Annotated in this window: 17 protein-coding genes and 1 pseudogene; 8 read left to right on the forward strand and 10 right to left on the reverse strand. The window is 66.6% G+C overall.

Annotated elements, in window-relative coordinates; all coding sequences use genetic code 11:
* Positions 1–32: 32 nt before the first annotated feature.
* From ACVWWN_RS12295 to ACVWWN_RS12305, 3 genes are all read right to left on the reverse strand, one after another.
* The gene (locus tag ACVWWN_RS12295; protein ID WP_457144139.1) at positions 33–794 is read right to left on the reverse strand and encodes an STAS domain-containing protein; all 762 of its coding nucleotides are present in this window, start codon (positions 792–794) and stop codon (positions 33–35) included.
* Positions 784–1,803 carry a chemotaxis protein CheB gene (locus tag ACVWWN_RS12300; protein WP_457144140.1) on the reverse strand — a complete coding sequence of 340 codons (1,020 nt, stop codon included), beginning with the start codon at positions 1,801–1,803 and terminating at the stop codon, positions 784–786. Before ACVWWN_RS12300 ends, ACVWWN_RS12295 begins: the two co-directional genes overlap by 11 nt.
* Before the next feature lie 109 nt (positions 1,804–1,912).
* Complete coding sequence (locus tag ACVWWN_RS12305; RefSeq protein WP_457144141.1) at positions 1,913–2,788, reverse strand: TIGR03619 family F420-dependent LLM class oxidoreductase; 876 nt, start codon at positions 2,786–2,788, stop codon at positions 1,913–1,915.
* Between the two features lie 76 nt (positions 2,789–2,864).
* Between ACVWWN_RS12305 and ACVWWN_RS12310 the strand changes: the two genes are divergently transcribed.
* Positions 2,865–3,137 carry a DUF4235 domain-containing protein gene (locus ACVWWN_RS12310; RefSeq protein WP_457144142.1) on the forward strand — a complete coding sequence of 91 codons (273 nt, stop codon included), beginning with the start codon at positions 2,865–2,867 and terminating at the stop codon, positions 3,135–3,137.
* A 198-nt stretch (positions 3,138–3,335) separates the two neighbouring features.
* Here the strand turns inward: ACVWWN_RS12310 and ACVWWN_RS12315 are convergent, their stop codons facing one another.
* Positions 3,336–3,632, reverse strand: a complete 297-nt coding sequence (locus ACVWWN_RS12315) for a DUF4873 domain-containing protein (protein ID WP_457144143.1) — start codon at positions 3,630–3,632, stop codon at positions 3,336–3,338.
* Positions 3,629–4,540, reverse strand: a complete 912-nt coding sequence (locus ACVWWN_RS12320; protein ID WP_457144144.1) for an AurF N-oxygenase family protein — start codon at positions 4,538–4,540, stop codon at positions 3,629–3,631. Before ACVWWN_RS12320 ends, ACVWWN_RS12315 begins: the two co-directional genes overlap by 4 nt.
* 114 nt (positions 4,541–4,654) lie before the next feature.
* On the opposite strand from ACVWWN_RS12320, the gene cobF reads away from it, so the two are divergent.
* Positions 4,655–5,398, forward strand: coding sequence for a precorrin-6A synthase (deacetylating) (cobF, locus tag ACVWWN_RS12325; RefSeq protein ID WP_457144145.1), 744 nt, complete (start codon positions 4,655–4,657; stop codon positions 5,396–5,398).
* Here cobF and ACVWWN_RS12330 read toward each other — a convergent pair.
* Positions 5,395–5,862 (reverse strand): nucleoside deaminase, encoded by a 468-nt coding sequence (locus ACVWWN_RS12330; protein WP_457144146.1) that lies wholly within the window; start codon positions 5,860–5,862, stop codon positions 5,395–5,397. The two genes, cobF and ACVWWN_RS12330, sit on opposite strands and share 4 nt — an antisense overlap.
* Before the next feature lie 34 nt (positions 5,863–5,896).
* On the opposite strand from ACVWWN_RS12330, the gene ACVWWN_RS12335 reads away from it, so the two are divergent.
* The 3 genes and pseudogenes from ACVWWN_RS12335 (at position 5,897) to ACVWWN_RS12345 (ending at position 7,228) form a co-directional block, all read left to right on the forward strand.
* Entirely contained in the window at positions 5,897–6,289 is a 393-nt protein-coding gene (locus tag ACVWWN_RS12335) for a phage holin family protein (protein WP_457144147.1), read from the forward strand.
* 15 nt (positions 6,290–6,304) lie between these two features.
* A pseudogene (locus ACVWWN_RS12340) lies at positions 6,305–6,547 on the forward strand (DNA-formamidopyrimidine glycosylase family protein); the annotation flags it as partial.
* A gap of 222 nt (positions 6,548–6,769) precedes the next feature.
* Complete coding sequence (locus ACVWWN_RS12345; RefSeq protein ID WP_457149104.1) at positions 6,770–7,228, forward strand: zinc finger domain-containing protein; 459 nt, start codon at positions 6,770–6,772, stop codon at positions 7,226–7,228.
* A 7-nt stretch (positions 7,229–7,235) separates the two neighbouring features.
* Here the strand turns inward: ACVWWN_RS12345 and ACVWWN_RS12350 are convergent, their stop codons facing one another.
* The 3 genes from ACVWWN_RS12350 to ACVWWN_RS12360 all read right to left on the reverse strand — a co-directional run bounded on the left by ACVWWN_RS12350 (position 7,236) and on the right by ACVWWN_RS12360 (position 9,629).
* Positions 7,236–7,796 (reverse strand): hemerythrin domain-containing protein, encoded by a 561-nt coding sequence (locus ACVWWN_RS12350; protein WP_457144148.1) that lies wholly within the window; start codon positions 7,794–7,796, stop codon positions 7,236–7,238.
* Between the two features lie 102 nt (positions 7,797–7,898).
* Entirely contained in the window at positions 7,899–8,090 is a 192-nt protein-coding gene (locus tag ACVWWN_RS12355) for a hypothetical protein (RefSeq protein WP_457144149.1), read from the reverse strand.
* Between the two features lie 192 nt (positions 8,091–8,282).
* Entirely contained in the window at positions 8,283–9,629 is a 1,347-nt protein-coding gene (locus tag ACVWWN_RS12360; RefSeq protein ID WP_457144150.1) for a cytochrome P450, read from the reverse strand.
* A gap of 217 nt (positions 9,630–9,846) precedes the next feature.
* Here ACVWWN_RS12360 and ACVWWN_RS12365 point away from each other — a divergent pair, with 217 nt between their 5' ends.
* Positions 9,847–10,170: a hypothetical protein gene (locus tag ACVWWN_RS12365; protein WP_457144151.1), complete on the forward strand. Its 324-nt coding sequence runs from the start codon at positions 9,847–9,849 to the stop codon at positions 10,168–10,170.
* 83 nt (positions 10,171–10,253) lie between these two features.
* On the opposite strand, the gene pgi is transcribed toward ACVWWN_RS12365, so the two are convergent.
* Complete coding sequence (gene pgi, locus ACVWWN_RS12370) at positions 10,254–11,921, reverse strand: glucose-6-phosphate isomerase (protein ID WP_457144152.1); 1,668 nt, start codon at positions 11,919–11,921, stop codon at positions 10,254–10,256.
* 49 nt (positions 11,922–11,970) lie between these two features.
* On the opposite strand from pgi, the gene ACVWWN_RS12375 reads away from it, so the two are divergent.
* Positions 11,971–13,419, forward strand: coding sequence for an NAD-dependent succinate-semialdehyde dehydrogenase (locus tag ACVWWN_RS12375; RefSeq protein WP_457144153.1), 1,449 nt, complete (start codon positions 11,971–11,973; stop codon positions 13,417–13,419).
* Between the two features lie 70 nt (positions 13,420–13,489).
* A complete protein-coding gene (locus tag ACVWWN_RS12380; protein WP_457144154.1) occupies positions 13,490–15,514 on the forward strand; it encodes an acyltransferase family protein in 2,025 nt (674 codons plus the stop codon).
* Positions 15,515–15,538: the final 24 nt, after the last annotated feature.

The following is a 15,538-nucleotide window of genomic DNA, read 5'->3' on the forward strand; positions in this document are numbered from 1 at the left end:
CGCCGAATGGCCGCGCAAACCGAACATACCCGCTACAAGATGTTCTCCGGGCCGACCACCGCCCACACCGTCTTGCCCGACGAATTGGGCGCATTTCCCCATACCCGGGACAGCGCGGCGACAATGCTCAGCCCTGACGGCCGGCCCGGGCAGTCGGGTTCTTCACGCAACCCTGCGGCAGCGTGACTGGTGTCTTCCACCGCGACCGTCACGGTTGTCCCGTCGGTTTCCAATCGGAGGTTGGGCGCGCTCTCGGTGTGCTCGAGCACGTTTTCGATGAACGTGGTCACGATGACCCTGGTGACCGGGATGAACTCTGTCAGCGACCATTCCGTCAGCCATTCGTCGGTGACTCGGCGTGCCCGTCTCAGGCTGGTGCTACTGGCGGGCAGTCTGGCCCGGGCGCGCCGACGGCTCGGCGGGGCATCCTGTTCGGAGAGGGCTTTGACGGCACGATCGGTTTCGGCGTATATCGGCACGTAGCGCGTAATTCCGTTGCGTCTCACCGCCTCTCGGCCTGCGGCATGGGCACAGACCAGCATGATGGGGACCTCGGGCCATCTGCCGACATGCCAGCGTGCGCTGGTGAACACCGCCCACGCCGACGGTGCAGGCACGGCCAGCCCGGTGACATCCACGATCACCGCGCACGGTTGGGCGAGTGCCGCCTTGATGATGGCATCTCGAAGTGTCATGTAGGTGGTGCTGTCCAGAACGCCGTCGGCGGCGAGCACGGTTGCTCCGGCCTCCGTGCTCGCGGTGACTGTCAACGGGCTTGGCGCCTCAGCGCGCATCGCGCGTGTCCTTCTCCGGCGGCGATGCGGACAGTCGCCTGCCCAGGATTGTGACGGCGTGGTCCGCTTCGTCGGCGATTTGCGTATACCGTTCGAACAGCGCTCCCGAGCCGACGTTCTTGGCCAACCGCCGGGACAGGGCGGCCTTCTCCTGCAAGCTCCGCAGCGCGATCCACAGCGCTCCTTCCACCTCGTCATCGCGGGCGGCCAGGAGGGCGTCGGCGGTCCAGGCGTGGCCGACCCGGCAGCGATATCCCCCTTCGCCGACGGTCATCAGGGAGCCGTTGCAGTCGGGACAGGTATAGCCCGACGGTGGGCCCAACGTTTCAGCGTCGAGTGACACCGAGAACCGCTTGCCCTTGGCGATGCGATCCTCCAATTCCATCCTGATATCGGGCTCCATTGTCAGCTCCTCAATGTGGCGATCCGCCAGCCGCTTCAGAAGGCCGCCGATATCGGCCGCGGTGACCTGGTGGTCGATCACGCCGGCGTTCAGCGCGTTCAGCGGCATGGTTGGATACATCGCGTCATCGGGACGCTGCACGATGGTGGTTCCGCGGCGGGAGCGGATGGCGGCTGAACCCAGCACGCCGTCGTCGAGCACACCCGACATCAACACGCTGATGGCGTACGGACCGAAAGCCAATGCGGCAGAACGAAACAAGGCGTTGATCGCCGGCCGGTAGCCGTTTTCCGTGGGGCCTTCCGAGAGCTGGACTCGATGGTCCTCCACCAGGAGGTGGTGGTCGGGAACGGCTACGTAAATGTGGCCCGGCTCGAGGGCGGCACCGTCGATGGCGGTCTGGGCGGGCAACGGCCCGGCGCGGTCGATGATCTTCGCCAGCACACTCGGCGCCCCGGGAGGCATGTGCAGCGCGACGAGCATGGCATACGGCAGGTCGGCGGAAAGGCCCGAAGCGAATTGACTGAGCGCCTCCACGCCACCGGCGGACGCACCGATTGCCACCACACCCTTGAGCCGGCCCTGTGACGGTGAAGTGCTCGCCATACCGCTGGGTTACCCACGCCCGGTGTCGGCAACCCTCTCCGTCGTCGCGTTCAACCCCGTGCTGAGCGGACCAGGCTGAGGAAAACGCTACGCCTTCATCGGGGCCTGGTCAGCCCGCCCCCGCCTTGACCATGACCTTCTCTGCGAACCGTTCGAGGTGGCGGATTTTGCGGTCGAGCGGTTCGGTGTCCCGCCCCATGATGTAGGGCAGCCGGAATCCCACAATCACGTCGGTGACGCCCTTGTCCTCAAGGCGTTTGACCCCGTCCACGGTGAAGGCATCGACCGAGATCACGTGAACCTCGAACGGACCACTCCGGCCCTGCTCGTCCCGGATTTGATTGAGCCGCTTGAGAAGTTGATCGAGTTCTTCGGGTTTGCCGCCGCCGTGCATCCACCCGTCGCAGCGTGCCGCGCGCCGCAGGGCAGCCTCGGCGTGCCCCCCGACGAGGATGGGGATCGGCTTGGTGGGCGCGGGGGTCATCTTCGTTCTCGGGATGTCGTAGAACTCTCCGTGGAACTCGAAGTAGTCGCCGGTCGTCAGGCCCTTGATGATGTCGATGCATTCGTCCATCCGCTTGCCGCGCTTGGCGAACGGGACGCCCATCAGCTCGTAATCCTCCGGCCACGGGCTGGTGCCCACCCCGAGGCCCAGCCGGTTGTCGAACAGCGCGGCCAGTGACCCGGCCTGCTTGGCCACCAGCGCGGGCGGCCGGATCGGCAACTTCAGCACGAAGAAGTTGAACCTCAGTGTGGTGGTGGCGGCGCACAGCGCGGCGGCCATCACGAACGCCTCGATGAACGACTTGCCGTCGAGGAACTCCCGGTTGCCGTCCGGGGTGTAGGGATACTTGGAGTCCGACTCGAACGGATACGCGACGCTGTCCGGGATCGTCATCGCGTGATAACCCGCCGCCTCGGCGGCCTTGGCCAGCGGGATGTAGTAGGTCGGGTCGGTCATCGCTTCTGCAAAGGTGAACCGCACCCCAAAATCCTAGAATGCTAGAACGTGTTCTAGCGCAGCGGCGTTTAGGGTTCGCGTGTCGGGGAACGCGGGAGCGGTGAGCGCAGCATCGAAGGCCCTGTACAAGCCGTTGTCGATCGCCGCCAGCGTGGCAGGCGGACTATTGGCCGGAAAAATCTTCACCGAGGTGTGGCAGCGGATCAGTCCGTCCGAGGAAGAGCCGCCGGAACCCAAGGACCTCACCCGCTCGACCCGCGAAGCGCTCATCGCCGCCGGGGTCCAGGGCCTGATCTTCGGTTTGGTGCGGGCATCGGTCGACCGCGCGAGCGCGAAGGGGTACGCGGCCGTCACACACGAGGATCCGCGCTGACTGCATGAAGGTCGGCATCGTGGCGAGACCCTGAACACGGTCTTCTCGCCGACCGCAATGTTGTGCCGACTCATTATGGCTGCCGGATCATCTCAACTCGCTATTGCCCCGTGCTCTGGCCAAGCCCCGCGGTACATGGGCATCAACCGGTTCGCACCGACGGTGAGGTGGATATCGGGCGCTGCGGACCGGCCGCGTTCAGAACGGCGGCGCGCCGACGCCCGTCACCGACCAGGTGTTCCACGGAGTCGCCTCGGTGATCCGGCCGGTCGCGGCGTGGCCGTCGATGACGACTTCCACCTGTTGCGGCACCTTGGCCACCATGCCATCGAGCGGGTCGAAAACCATTCCTTGCCAGTGATACCGGCCGTCGATGGGCTGGAACTGGCCGGTCAGACGTACCCGCGACGTTCGCTCGGCGGCGCCGACCCGGATCGAGGCCGGCCCGTCGTAGACGCCGTCATCGTCGTCGTCGGGTGGCTCGGGGTCGATCATCGCGGCAGGAACCCGGTGCGGCTCCACATCCGGCGGGCGAAGTAGCCCATCAATCCGACTTCTTCGAGAAAGGCGGCCAGCGGGGCAAATCCGAGAATCTGGGTCTCGTGACGGTGCGGGCTGGTGCGGGCCACCCGACGGGCCTCGCGGGCGTCGAGTCCGACGCGATGATAGGGGACGGGATTGGTGAACAGGTAGCGGAAGAAGTATCCGCCGAGGCCGTTGATGTTGCTGACGAACAGCCGGGGAATGCGGCGCATGGCCGGGGTCCGCTTTCGCAGGCCGTCGCGGGCGAACTGGATGTGGCGGGCTTCCTCGGTGACGTGAATACGCATGAGGCGCTGAACCATTGGCTGCAACTCGGCATCGTCCATCATCTGCCGCTGCAGCGAGTCGAAGATCTCCTCGCCGACCAGCGCGGCGACCCACAACACCGAACCCCTGAACGCGAACGGCAGCGCGTTGATGATGATCCGCTGATACAGCCTGGGCCTCACCGGCTTTGCGCCGACCGCGGTGATCGCCTTGCCGAACATCACCATGTGCCGGGTTTCGTCGCCGAGTTCGGTCAGCTCGTAGTGCGTCGCGCGGGCGGTGGGGTCCTGGTGCATCATCTTGCGCAGCAGCGCCTGGTTGAGAATGTTCTCGAACCAGATACCGGCCGAGAGTGTGTTGACCAATTCCTGACGGGACAACTCGATACGCTGTTCGCGCGGCATCTGGTCCCATATCCGGGTGCCGTACAGCGAGCACGTCTTCGGCGGCAGGAAGAACTTGTCCGGATCCGGGGGCGCGTCCCAGTCGATGTCGACGACCGGAGCGTAGGACTTCTTGACCGAGCCCTTCAGCAGCCGCTCCGCGAACTCTTCACGGGTCGCGCCGGCCTGTGGTTTCACCGAAGAAGTCACCGTCGACGTCCCTTCGTTGAGCGTGTGTGTCGACGGTAAATGGCCAGGGCCGACAAGTCAATACCTGCGGTACCGGGTACTTGGGTAATTGCCTGGTCAGGCATACTGGCCCCTGTGACTCGGCGGATCCATGTCATCGGTATCGGTGCGGGCGATCCGGCATATGTGACGGCGCAGGCGGTCGAGGCGCTCAACGACACGCAGGTCTTCTTCGCGATGGACAAGGGCGAGACGAAGGACGACCTGGTGGCGTTGCGCCGGCAGGTCTGCGAACGCTACATCCGCGAGCCCGGCTATCGGTTCGTGGCATTGCCCGACCCGCGACGGGCCCAGGACGCTGACTACCGGCAGGCGGTCGCGGAGTGGCACGCCGAGCGCGCCCGCATCTGGGCCGGTGCCATCGAGTCCGAACTGGGCCCCGACGGCGTCGGCGCGTTTTTGGCATGGGGTGACCCGTCCCTCTACGACAGCGTGCTGCGCATTCTGCGCACCGTCACCGATCGGCTCGACATCGAATACGACGTCGTTCCGGGCATCACCGCGATCCAGGCGCTGACAGCACGCCACCGCATCCCGCTCAACGACGTCGGGGAGCCGGTGCTGATCACCACCGGCAGGCAGCTGCGCGGGCACGGGTTGTCCGGCACCGCCGTGGTGATGCTCGATGCGGACTGCTCGTTTCGTGAGTGCCCGGCCGATACCCGGATCTGGTGGGGCGCCTATCTGGGCACCGCCGACGAGCTGTTGGCGGCGGGCACCGTTGGCGAAGTCGGCGACGAGATCGCCGAACTGCGCGCCGATGCCCGTGCACGCCACGGCTGGATCATGGACACCTACCTGTTGCGGTCGCCGGACTAGTTGTCGTTGCGCTCGCACCAGAACCGGTACACATCGACCGCATCGTCGCTCGGCTGATACCGCATCGGCAGCCGACGCTCGTCCCAAGGCTTGGCGAACTCGTCATAGAAGGTGTTGAGCTCGAAGTACTTTCGATTGTCGACATAGTATTTCGCGTACTCCTCGCGGGTGGTCAGGAAGACCACCTCGTCGGGGGAGCAGTAGTAGAGGGAGCCGAGGCACATCGGGCAGGGATGGGCCAGCACATAGATCGTCGCCCCGTCGAGATGCTCGGTGCCCAGCTTGGTGCACGCCTGTCTGATCGCCAGGATCTCCGCGTGCGCGGTCGGGTCGTGTGTCTGGGCGACCTGATTGGCACTCTCGCCCAGAATCTCGCCGTCCCTGACGATGACCGTCGCGAACGGGCGGCCCCCTTCGGCGACATTGCGGCGGGCGAGTTCGATTGTGCGCTGGGCGTAGTCCACGGAAAAAGCCTATGCCCGTGGCAGGATCGGCCGCATGGGGTCGTTTCTGCTGCGCGCCGCGCTGACCGGCGTGGCGCTCTGGGTTGTCACGAAGATCGTGCCCGGCGTCGGCTTCATCGGCGGGGACACCACGCCCGCGCGGATCGGCATCATCTTCGTGGTGGCGGTGATCTTCGGACTCGTCAACGCGATCGTCAAGCCGATCGTGCAGCTACTGTCGATCCCGCTGTACATCCTCACCCTCGGGCTGTTCCACATCGTGGTCAACGCACTGATGCTCTGGATCACCTCGCGGATCACCGAGCACACCACCCACTGGGGCCTCTACATCGACGACTTCTGGTGGACGGCGATCTGGGCGGCGATCGTGCTGTCGATCGTGAGCTGGCTACTCTCGCTGATCGCCGGGCGCCGCGTCCGACATTGACGGCACACTGGACACATGCCCGAACTGCCCGAGATCGAAGCACTCGCCGACCACCTGAGGCGCCACGCCGTCGGCCTGTCGATCGGCCGCATCGACGTGTCGGCGTTCTCGGTGCTCAAGACGTTCGACCCGCCGATCACGGCGTTGCACGGCCAGACGGTGACGGGCGCCAACCGCTGGGGTAAGTACCTTGGGCTCGAGGTGGGCGACCTGCACCTGATCACCCATTTGTCCCGGGCGGGCTGGCTGCGGTGGTCCGACAAACTCGCCGCTGCGCCGCTGAAACCCGGCAAGGGGCCGATCGCACTGCGGGTGCACCTCGGGACGCCCGGGGCGGCTCCGGGGTCGAATGTCGCCGCCGGGGCGGCTCCGGGGTCGAATGTCGCCGCCGGGGCGGCTCCGGGCTTCGACCTCACCGAGGCCGGCACCCAGAAGCGGCTGGCGGTCTGGCTGGTCGACGACCCGGCCAAGGTTCCCGGCATCGCTGCGCTCGGCCCGGATGCGCTGGAGTTGTCGCCCGAGGGCCTTGCCGAAGTGCTGGCCGGCAACAGCGGGCGCATCAAGACCGTGATCACCGACCAGAAGGTGATCGCGGGCATCGGCAACGCGTACAGCGACGAGATCCTGCACGTTGCCAAGCTCTCGCCCTTCGCCACGGCGGGCAAGCTGACCGAGGCCCAGTTCGCCGCACTGCACGATGCGATGATCTCCGTGCTCACCGACGCGGTGGCCCGGTCCGTCGGCCAGCAGGCGGCAACGTTGAAGGGCGAGAAGCGCTCTGGTCTGCGGGTGCATGCGCGCACGGGGATGCCGTGCCCGGTCTGCGGTGACACCGTGCGCGAGGTGTCGTTCGCCGACAAGTCCTTTCAGTACTGTCCGACCTGTCAGACCGGCGGAAAGGTGCTGGCCGACAGGCGGCTGTCGCGGCTGCTCAAATAGCCTGAGCTCAGGCGTTGCGTCCGGTCAGCGCGTCACGAAGTCGGTCCACCAAACCGGCGCCGGGGGCGAGGATCTTGTTGGCCGGCGGGTGGTCCGGCGCCGACGGATGCGGTCGCGTGGGCGCCATCTTCTTGCTGCGCTGGAACTTATCGCTCAGCTCGCTGAGTTGGTCCGGCCGACATGCGTCGCGCATCTTCGGGAGGAGATCGTTCTCCTCGTCCTCGACGTGATGGCGGATGTCACTGATCAGCTCGCGTACGAGGTCGTCGTACTGCGTGTCCGCTGGGTCGCACTGCTCTATCCGCTTCATGACTTCTTCGGCTTCGGCGTGCTCCTTGAGTTCATGGTCGACCATGTCGCCACCGTCGCGAAGCACCTCCCTTGCCACCGGGTAGAGGTACTGCTCCTCGGCCACGGAGTGGCGGACAAGTCCGGCGATCACGTGTTCGACGAGGTCGGGTTGTTCGTGCGGCTCGCCACCGCTTTCGAGTTCGTCGAAGATGCCCTGGAATTCGCGGTGATCGGCGATGATGTCATCGACAAGGTTGCCGCTGTTTTGTTGAGTCATTTGTTCCTACTCCCGTCTATGCGGGCGGCGTACCCGACCGGCTGCCGGTCAAACGACTTTCGGCAGGGCAATACGCCGCGTTTGTTCGCTTGGATCGAGCCACTACGACGGCGGTGGAGTCGGAATACCCAAACGATCCCGGACATCGTCGAGTTTCGCCTCGATGCGTTCCATGTCCTCCGCATCCACGCGGAAGATCCAATGCTTGGCGCCGAGCAGAAGGATGGCCTGGAATACCAGCCGCAGCCACTCATTCTGCCAGTTCTCCAGTGTGCTGGCGAAGAACTCACTCAAGTAGCCGCCCCATTCGAACGGTTGCCCGTGCGTTTGCTGGTTGGTGGTGTACTCGGCAAGCTGCGTGAAGAACTGCCCATCCAGGATCCGGCGAAGAGCAAAAGGAGCACGTAAACCGCTCCCCAGCGCCTTATGTGCGACATCTCAAGGCCCAACCAAGGAAGAAGCCGCCAGATCGGGCGGAGCGGGCCCTCATTGCAGCACGCGGCTGGGCAGCGGCTGGACAGCGAAGTCGAGATCCAGCTGATTGAACGTCATCGGAAGTGGCTTCTCCGGCGACGGACGAGGCGTCGACGTCAGCGAGAAGTCCGCACCGGCAAGCAGATTCGCCAACAAAGTGCTGGTTACCAGTAGCACCACATTGCGCCCTGGGCATTCTGCCGGTCCCGCACTGAATGGAACGAGCTGGGGATATCGCTCAGCGCGTCCGTCAAGCCAGATGTCAGGGGTGAACTCGTGGGCGAAGGGCAGCAGCTCCGGGTCGCGGTGGAAGGCGGGCGTGACGATCATCAGCCCCGCGCCCGCGGCGATGCTGAACCGGTGCCCGTCCTGCCACACGGTCTCTTCAGTGGTGTCCCGCAGGATCGTCGGCGTCGTGGGCCACAAGCGCACCGATTCCAGGACGCACGACCGCAGGTAGGCCCGAACTTGTACGGTGCCTGCGTCGGTTGCCTCGGTGAGCGCACGGGCAAGATTCTCACGATGCGTCGAGAGCACAGCCAGCGTGCGGATCGTGGCCATACCGGCGGCGTCGAAAGCGAATAACCATTGCGGTACTTGACCGATCGGATCAACGGCACCGCCGGCGGGGGTGTTGGCCACGAGGCCGAGCAGGCTGTCCGGATCCGGACTCTCGGCATATCGATACAACTGCTCGATGAACCGGTTGCGCATCCGATAGTGCGGCAGTGACAGAAACGACCAGTTGCCCGCCGATCGCAGTCGCCACAGCTCATCGGTGAGTCCCCCGTCGTCCCGGGCCTGACCACCGAGCACCAGTCGGCGTACCAGCCGCCACCATGCGGTCATGAATTGTCCCGAGTCGAGCTGTCGACGCTTGAGTGCCTCGCCGAGCAACTGGTCGGTTTCCTGGGCGATGATCTCGGTGAACTTCTGCCCCAACTCGTGAACGGGCGCATCGGTCTGCAGCACCGCCTCGTTGAAGGCGCGGCGCGGTTGACGGATCGCCCCTCTGCTCACCAGCACGCCGTGCGGCTGGAACCATTGCAGCGCCTTGCGCTTCTCCTGGTTGGCGGGGTGAAAGGGGGTGGGGGCTCCAGCCAACACGGTTGCGACGTCCTTCGGATCGAGGATCACTACCATCCGGCGACCGGGCAGCACCAGTTCGACGGGGCCGCTACCGAACTGACGACGCAGCTGCTGCATCCGCTTCACGGCCCGCTCGTCGGCCTGCATCCGCTCCAGTAGCCGCGCGACCGGCCGCCGCCGGGCCAGCACTCCGGCCGCGATGGATGCGAATCCAAGATCCGTCAGCGTCGCCGCGGCCTGCAGTCCAGACAGCCGTGATCCCCGCGACATCGTCGACTCCTTCTTGGTGCTTCACCCGGACCGGCCTGCTCTACGCCGCGAACAAGGTCACGGCTACCCGGTGCTTAGCCCACCAAACGTATGACTCGGCCTCTTCCGGGCTTGGCTGGTCTTCGGGTGTGACCCGGCAAAAAGATCAGCTCGCCGCCTGTTTCACTTGATCGATCCGACGGGTTTAGGTGGCCGGCAATGGTGGTAGCCGAAGTTCATGATGGTGAAACTTGCGAAGATCACGCCCATATTGTTTGCGGGCGCTGCGGCAGCTGCGATTGCCGCGGCGCCGATCGCCGGTGCCGAGCCGGGACCGCCCCCGCCGCCGCCGCCATGCTTCAACCCTGACGGCACGCCGTGCACCCCGTCGGCCGGCCCGCAGGGCGCAGGTGCCGAGGTTCCGGGTGGACCTGGCGCGCAGGCCGGTTCGAACGGCCAGGTGTCAGCCGGTGTTCCCGGCGGGCCGTGGGCACAGGCCGGGCCCGGTGGCGCGATCGCCTGCGTGCCCAACGGCCCGTGTCAAACCGTTCCAGTCGGCTGACGCCTGAAGATCGCCGACAGTAACGCCATGGCGGGTTTCCGCCTTCTTCCCCGCTATGGCGTTACGTCGGCCTCAGCATCTGGCTAGGCGGACCGCCCGCGTCCGGCGCGGTAGTGGCGCACCAGGGCATCGGTCGACGAATCCGTTTGCTCGGGTGGCGGCGCATCGCTGGTGATGATCGGAAGCAGCGCCTTGGCCTGAGTTTTGCCGAGCTCGACGCCCCACTGGTCGAACGAATCGATACCCCAGATGACGCCCTCGGTGAAAACCTGATGCTCGTACAGCGCGATGAGCTGCCCGACCGCCGACGGAGTCAGCTGGGTGCCCAGGATCGATGTGGTGGGCCGGTTGCCCGGCATCACCTTGTGCGGTACCACTTCCGGCGGGGTGCCCTCGGCGGCGATCTCCTGGGCCGTTTTGCCAAACGCCAGCACCTGCGTCTGTGCAAAAAAGTTGCTCATCAACAGGTCGTGCATGCTGCCGGTGCCGTCCGCGGTCGGTAGATCGTCGGTGGGCTGTGAGAAACCAATGAAATCGGCGGGCACCAGGCGGGTGCCCTGGTGCAGCAGTTGGTAGAAGGCGTGCTGGCCGTTGGTTCCCGGTTCACCCCAGAAGATCTCGCCGGTGTCGCAAGTGACCGGTGTGCCGTCGGCGCGCACCGATTTGCCGTTGGACTCCATGGTCAGCTGCTGCAGGTAGGCGGCGAACCGCGCCATGTCGTTCGAGTAGGGCAGCACCGCGCGCGCCTGCGCGTCGAAGAACTCGTTGTACCAGAGTCCGATCAGCCCGAGCAGCACCGGCGCGTTGGCTTCCAGTGGCGCACTGCGGAAATGCTCGTCGACGGTGTGGAATCCGGCGAGGAATTCGGCGAAGCGTTCGCGGCCGATGACGGCCATCACCGAAAGCCCGATCGCGGAGTCCACCGAGTAGCGGCCGCCGACCCAGTCCCAGAAGCCGAACATGTTGGCGGTGTCGATGCCGAAGTCGTCGACCAGCTTCTTGTTGGTCGACACCGCGACGAAGTGCTTCGACACCGCGGCGTCGCCAAGGACGTCGGTCAGCCAGCGCCGCGCTGCGGTGGCGTTGGTCAACGTCTCCAGCGTCGAGAACGTCTTGGACGCGACGATGAAAAGCGTTGTGGCGGGGTCGAGCCCGTCGAGTTTGGCCACCAGGTCGGCGGGATCGACGTTCGACACGAAACGGGCCGAGATGCCCGCGTCGGCGTAGTGACGCAGTGCCGCGGTGACCATGACCGGGCCGAGATCCGATCCGCCGATACCGATGTTGACGACGTTCTTGATGCGCTCACCGGTGGCGCCGGTCCACTCACCGCTGCGCAGCCGGTCGGTGAAGTCGCCCATCCGGTCGAGCACTTCGTGGACGTCGGCCACGACGTTCTGTCCGTCGACCACCAACTCTGCGTCGCGGGGCAGCCGCAATGCGAGGTGCAGCACAGCACGGTCCTCGGAGGTGTTGATGTGAGCGCCGGAGAACATGGCCTCCCGGCGCTCCTCGAGCCCGGCGGCGCGGGCCAGATCGACGAGCAACTCGAGCGTTTCCCGGGTGATGCGGTGCTTGCTGTAGTCGACGTAGAGGTCGCCGACGGTGAGGGTGAGCTCGGTGCCGCGACCAGGATCCTCGTCGAAGAACTCCCGCAGGTGTTTGCCGCCGATCTGCTCCTGATGCCGTTGCAGGGCTTGCCATGCGGGCGTCGCGGTGATGTCGGAAATCTGCTGGCTGTCGGCGGTCATGTTCTCGACCCTAGTGCGGCCAGATGACCAAAGGTGTAAGAGATGGAGTATGGATACTTCCGCATTGCTCTCTTCGGTTCCCACCGGACTGTGGATCGGCGGTGAGGAGCGCGCCGGCTCTTCCACGTTCAACGTGCTCGATCCCTCCGACGACTCGGTGCTCATCGCGATCGCCGATGCCACCGCCGACGACGCGACGGCCGCCCTCGACGCCGCGTGCGCGGTGCAGGGCGAGTGGGCCGCCACCGCGCCCCGCAAGCGCGGCGAAATCCTGCGCGCGGTATTCGAGAAGATCACCGAGCGGGCCGACGACATTGCCGCGTTGATGACTCTCGAGATGGGCAAGGTCGTCGCCGAGAGCAAGGGCGAAGTCACCTACGGCGCCGAGTTCTTCCGCTGGTTCGCCGAAGAGGCGGTTCGCATCGGCGGGCGCTACACACCCAGCCCGGCGGGCAACGGCCGCATCATCGTGACCAAGCAGGCGGTCGGTCCCTGCTACGCCATCACGCCGTGGAACTTCCCGCTGGCCATGGGCACCCGCAAGATGGGCCCCGCGTTCGCGGCGGGCTGCACGATGATCGTCAAACCCGCGCAGGAGACTCCGCTGACGATGCTGCTGCTGGCCAAGCTGATGGACGAGGCCGGCCTGCCCAAGGGCGTGCTGTCCGTGCTGCCGACCACCAGTCCCGGGCCGGTGTCGGAAACGCTGATCAACGACGGCAGGCTGCGCAAGCTGACCTTCACGGGCTCCACCGGCGTCGGCAAGTCGCTGGTGAAGCAGTCCGCCGACAAGCTGCTGCGCACCTCGATGGAACTGGGCGGCAACGCACCGTTCATCGTGTTCGACGACGCCGATGTGGACGCCGCCGTGGACGGGGCGATCCTGGCCAAGATGCGCAACGGCGGCGAGGCGTGCACCGCGGCCAACCGCTTCCACGTAGCGAACTCGGTGCGCGAGGAGTTCACCGAGAAGCTGGTGAAGCGGATGAGCGAGTTCACCCTCGGCAAGGGTCTCGACGAGTCGGCGACGCTGGGTCCGCTGATCAACTCCAAGCAGGTCGCCACCGTGACCGAACTGGTCTCCGATGCGGTATCGCGCGGCGCGACAGTCGCCGTGGGTGGCGTCGCTCCCGGCGGCCCGGGCAACTTCTACCCGGCCACTGTGCTCGCCGACGTGCCCGCCGACGCACGAATCCTCAAGGAGGAGGTGTTCGGCCCGGTCGCCCCGATCACCGGATTCGACACCGAGGAAGAAGGCATCGCCGCCGCCAACGACACCGAGTACGGCCTGGCCGCCTACGTGTACACGAAGTCGCTGGATCGTGCCCTGCGCGTGGCCGAAGGCATCGAGTCCGGCATGGTGGGCGTCAACCGCGGGGTGATCTCCGATGCGGCCGCGCCGTTCGGCGGGATCAAGGAGTCCGGCTTCGGCCGAGAGGGCGGCAGCGAGGGCATCGAGGAGTACCTCGACACGAAGTACATCGCCCTGACGAAGTAGCAGGCGCGCCTACCGAATTCGAGGACGACGGACACCTAAGATTCCATGCTCGGACCCGATGAGGGAGGGCATGGACGTGACTGCGTCGACCGTCCCTGCCGCGGCGCGCCGTCGACCCGTCACCCACGCTCGATCCATCCCCGCGCTCGACGGCATCCGGGCGCTGGCCGTCGCTCTCGTGCTCGCCGACCACGGTGGGATCCCCGGCCTCTCCGGAGGCTTCCTCGGCGTCGACGTCTTCTTCGTGCTGAGCGGCTTCCTGATCACCTCGCTGCTCCTCGACGAACTGGACCGCACCGGGCGAATCACCCTGACCGCGTTCTGGATCCGGCGTGCCCGGCGGCTGCTGCCCGCGCTGCTCGTCATGGTGCTGGCCGTCGTCGCGGTGCGTGAACTGTTCCCGTCCGACGCGGTCGCCGCGCTGCGCACCGATGCCGTCGCCTCGTTCTTCTGGCTGGCCAACTGGGCGTTCGTCGCCCAGCGCACCGACTACTTCTCGCAGGGCAGCACACCGTCGCCGCTGCAGCACACGTGGTCGCTCGGCGTGGAGGAGCAGTACTACCTGATCTGGCCCGTGCTGCTGATCATCGTCGCCGCCGGAGTCGGCGCCGCGGTGCGGCGCCTGGGTCGCGAGGAGCCGATTCGCGCCGTGCGCTGGACGGTCTTCGTGATCGCCAGTGTGGGTGCGCTGGCGTCGGCGGCCGCGGCCATCGTGTTCACCTCCGACGCGTCGCTGAACCGCATCTACTTCGGCACCGACACCAGGGCGCAGGCGCTGCTGGTCGGCGCCGCGGCGGCGGCGCTGCTGGTGCGCGACTGGCCCGCGCTGACGATCTACGGCACGTTGATCAGGTCGCGGTGGGGCCGGTGGGCCGCGCGCGCCCTGCCGGTCGTCGGACTGTCGGCGCTCGGAGTGGCGGCGCACTTCGCGACGGGCGGTGTCAGCGACTTCCGTCGCGGATTGCTGATCGTGGTGGCGGTGGCCGCGGCACTGGTAATCGCGCCCGTGGCACTCGACCAGAACGGCGCCGTCGCGCGCGTGCTGGCCTGGGGACCCCTGGTGTGGCTCGGCGCCGTCTCCTACGGCGTGTACCTCTGGCACTGGCCGATCTTCCTGCTGCTCAACGGGGAACGCACCGGGCTGGCGGGCTGGCCGCTGTTCGCGCTGCGGTGCGGTGCCACGGTTGCGGTGGCCGCAGCGTCCTGGTGGCTGCTCGAACAGCCGATCCGGCGGTGGCAACCCGTCCTCGTCCCCATGCTGCCGCTGGCCGGCGCGATGGCCGCCACCGCCGCCGTGGTCACCATGCAGGTGCTGCCCGTGACGCCGAAAACCGATGACGTGCCGCCTGACCCGGCCGTCGACTCCGCCGCCCTGGTGGTGTCGCCGGAGATACCCGTCGAGATCCAGGCGCCCGCGGGACAGCTCGCCCCGGGAACCGAGCGCGTCGCGGTGTTCGGTGACTCGGTCGCGTGGACGCTGATGCGGTACCTGCCGCCGACACCCGGGTTGAGCTTCGCCAACTACACCACCATCGGCTGCGGCATCGCCCGCGGCGGCCCCTATCGGTACGTCGGCGCCCGGCTGACCCAGAAACCCGAATGCGACGCCTGGCCGAGTCGGTGGGCGCAGCGGATCAGCCACGACCGGCCTGACGTGGTGCTGCTGATCATCGGCCGCTGGGAAGTGGTCGACCGGATGAACGAGGGGCGGTGGACACACATCGGCGATCCCCCCTACGACGCGTACCTGCGAGGCGAGCTCACCCGCGCCCTGGACATCCTCGGCTCCACGGGGGCCCGCATCGTCGTGACGACCGAGCCGTACAACCGGCGGGCGGAGAAGCCGGACGGCAGCCTGTATCCGGAGGATCAGCCGACGCGCGCAGACAACTGGAACACCCTGCTGCGCCGTGTCGTGGGCCAGCGCCCGAACGTGACGGTGCTGGACCTCAACAAGAAGATGGGCCCGAACGGCCGCTACACCACCAAGGTGGACGGCATCAAGATGCGCAGCGACGGCGTGCACCCCACGCCGGAGGCGGTGAAGTGGCTGATGCCGTGGCTGGTCGACGCGCTACGACCGCCGAAGCCCTAGCCGGCCCGAACTCGGCGACAATCG

Source organism: Mycobacterium sp. URHB0021 (assembly GCF_054057895.1).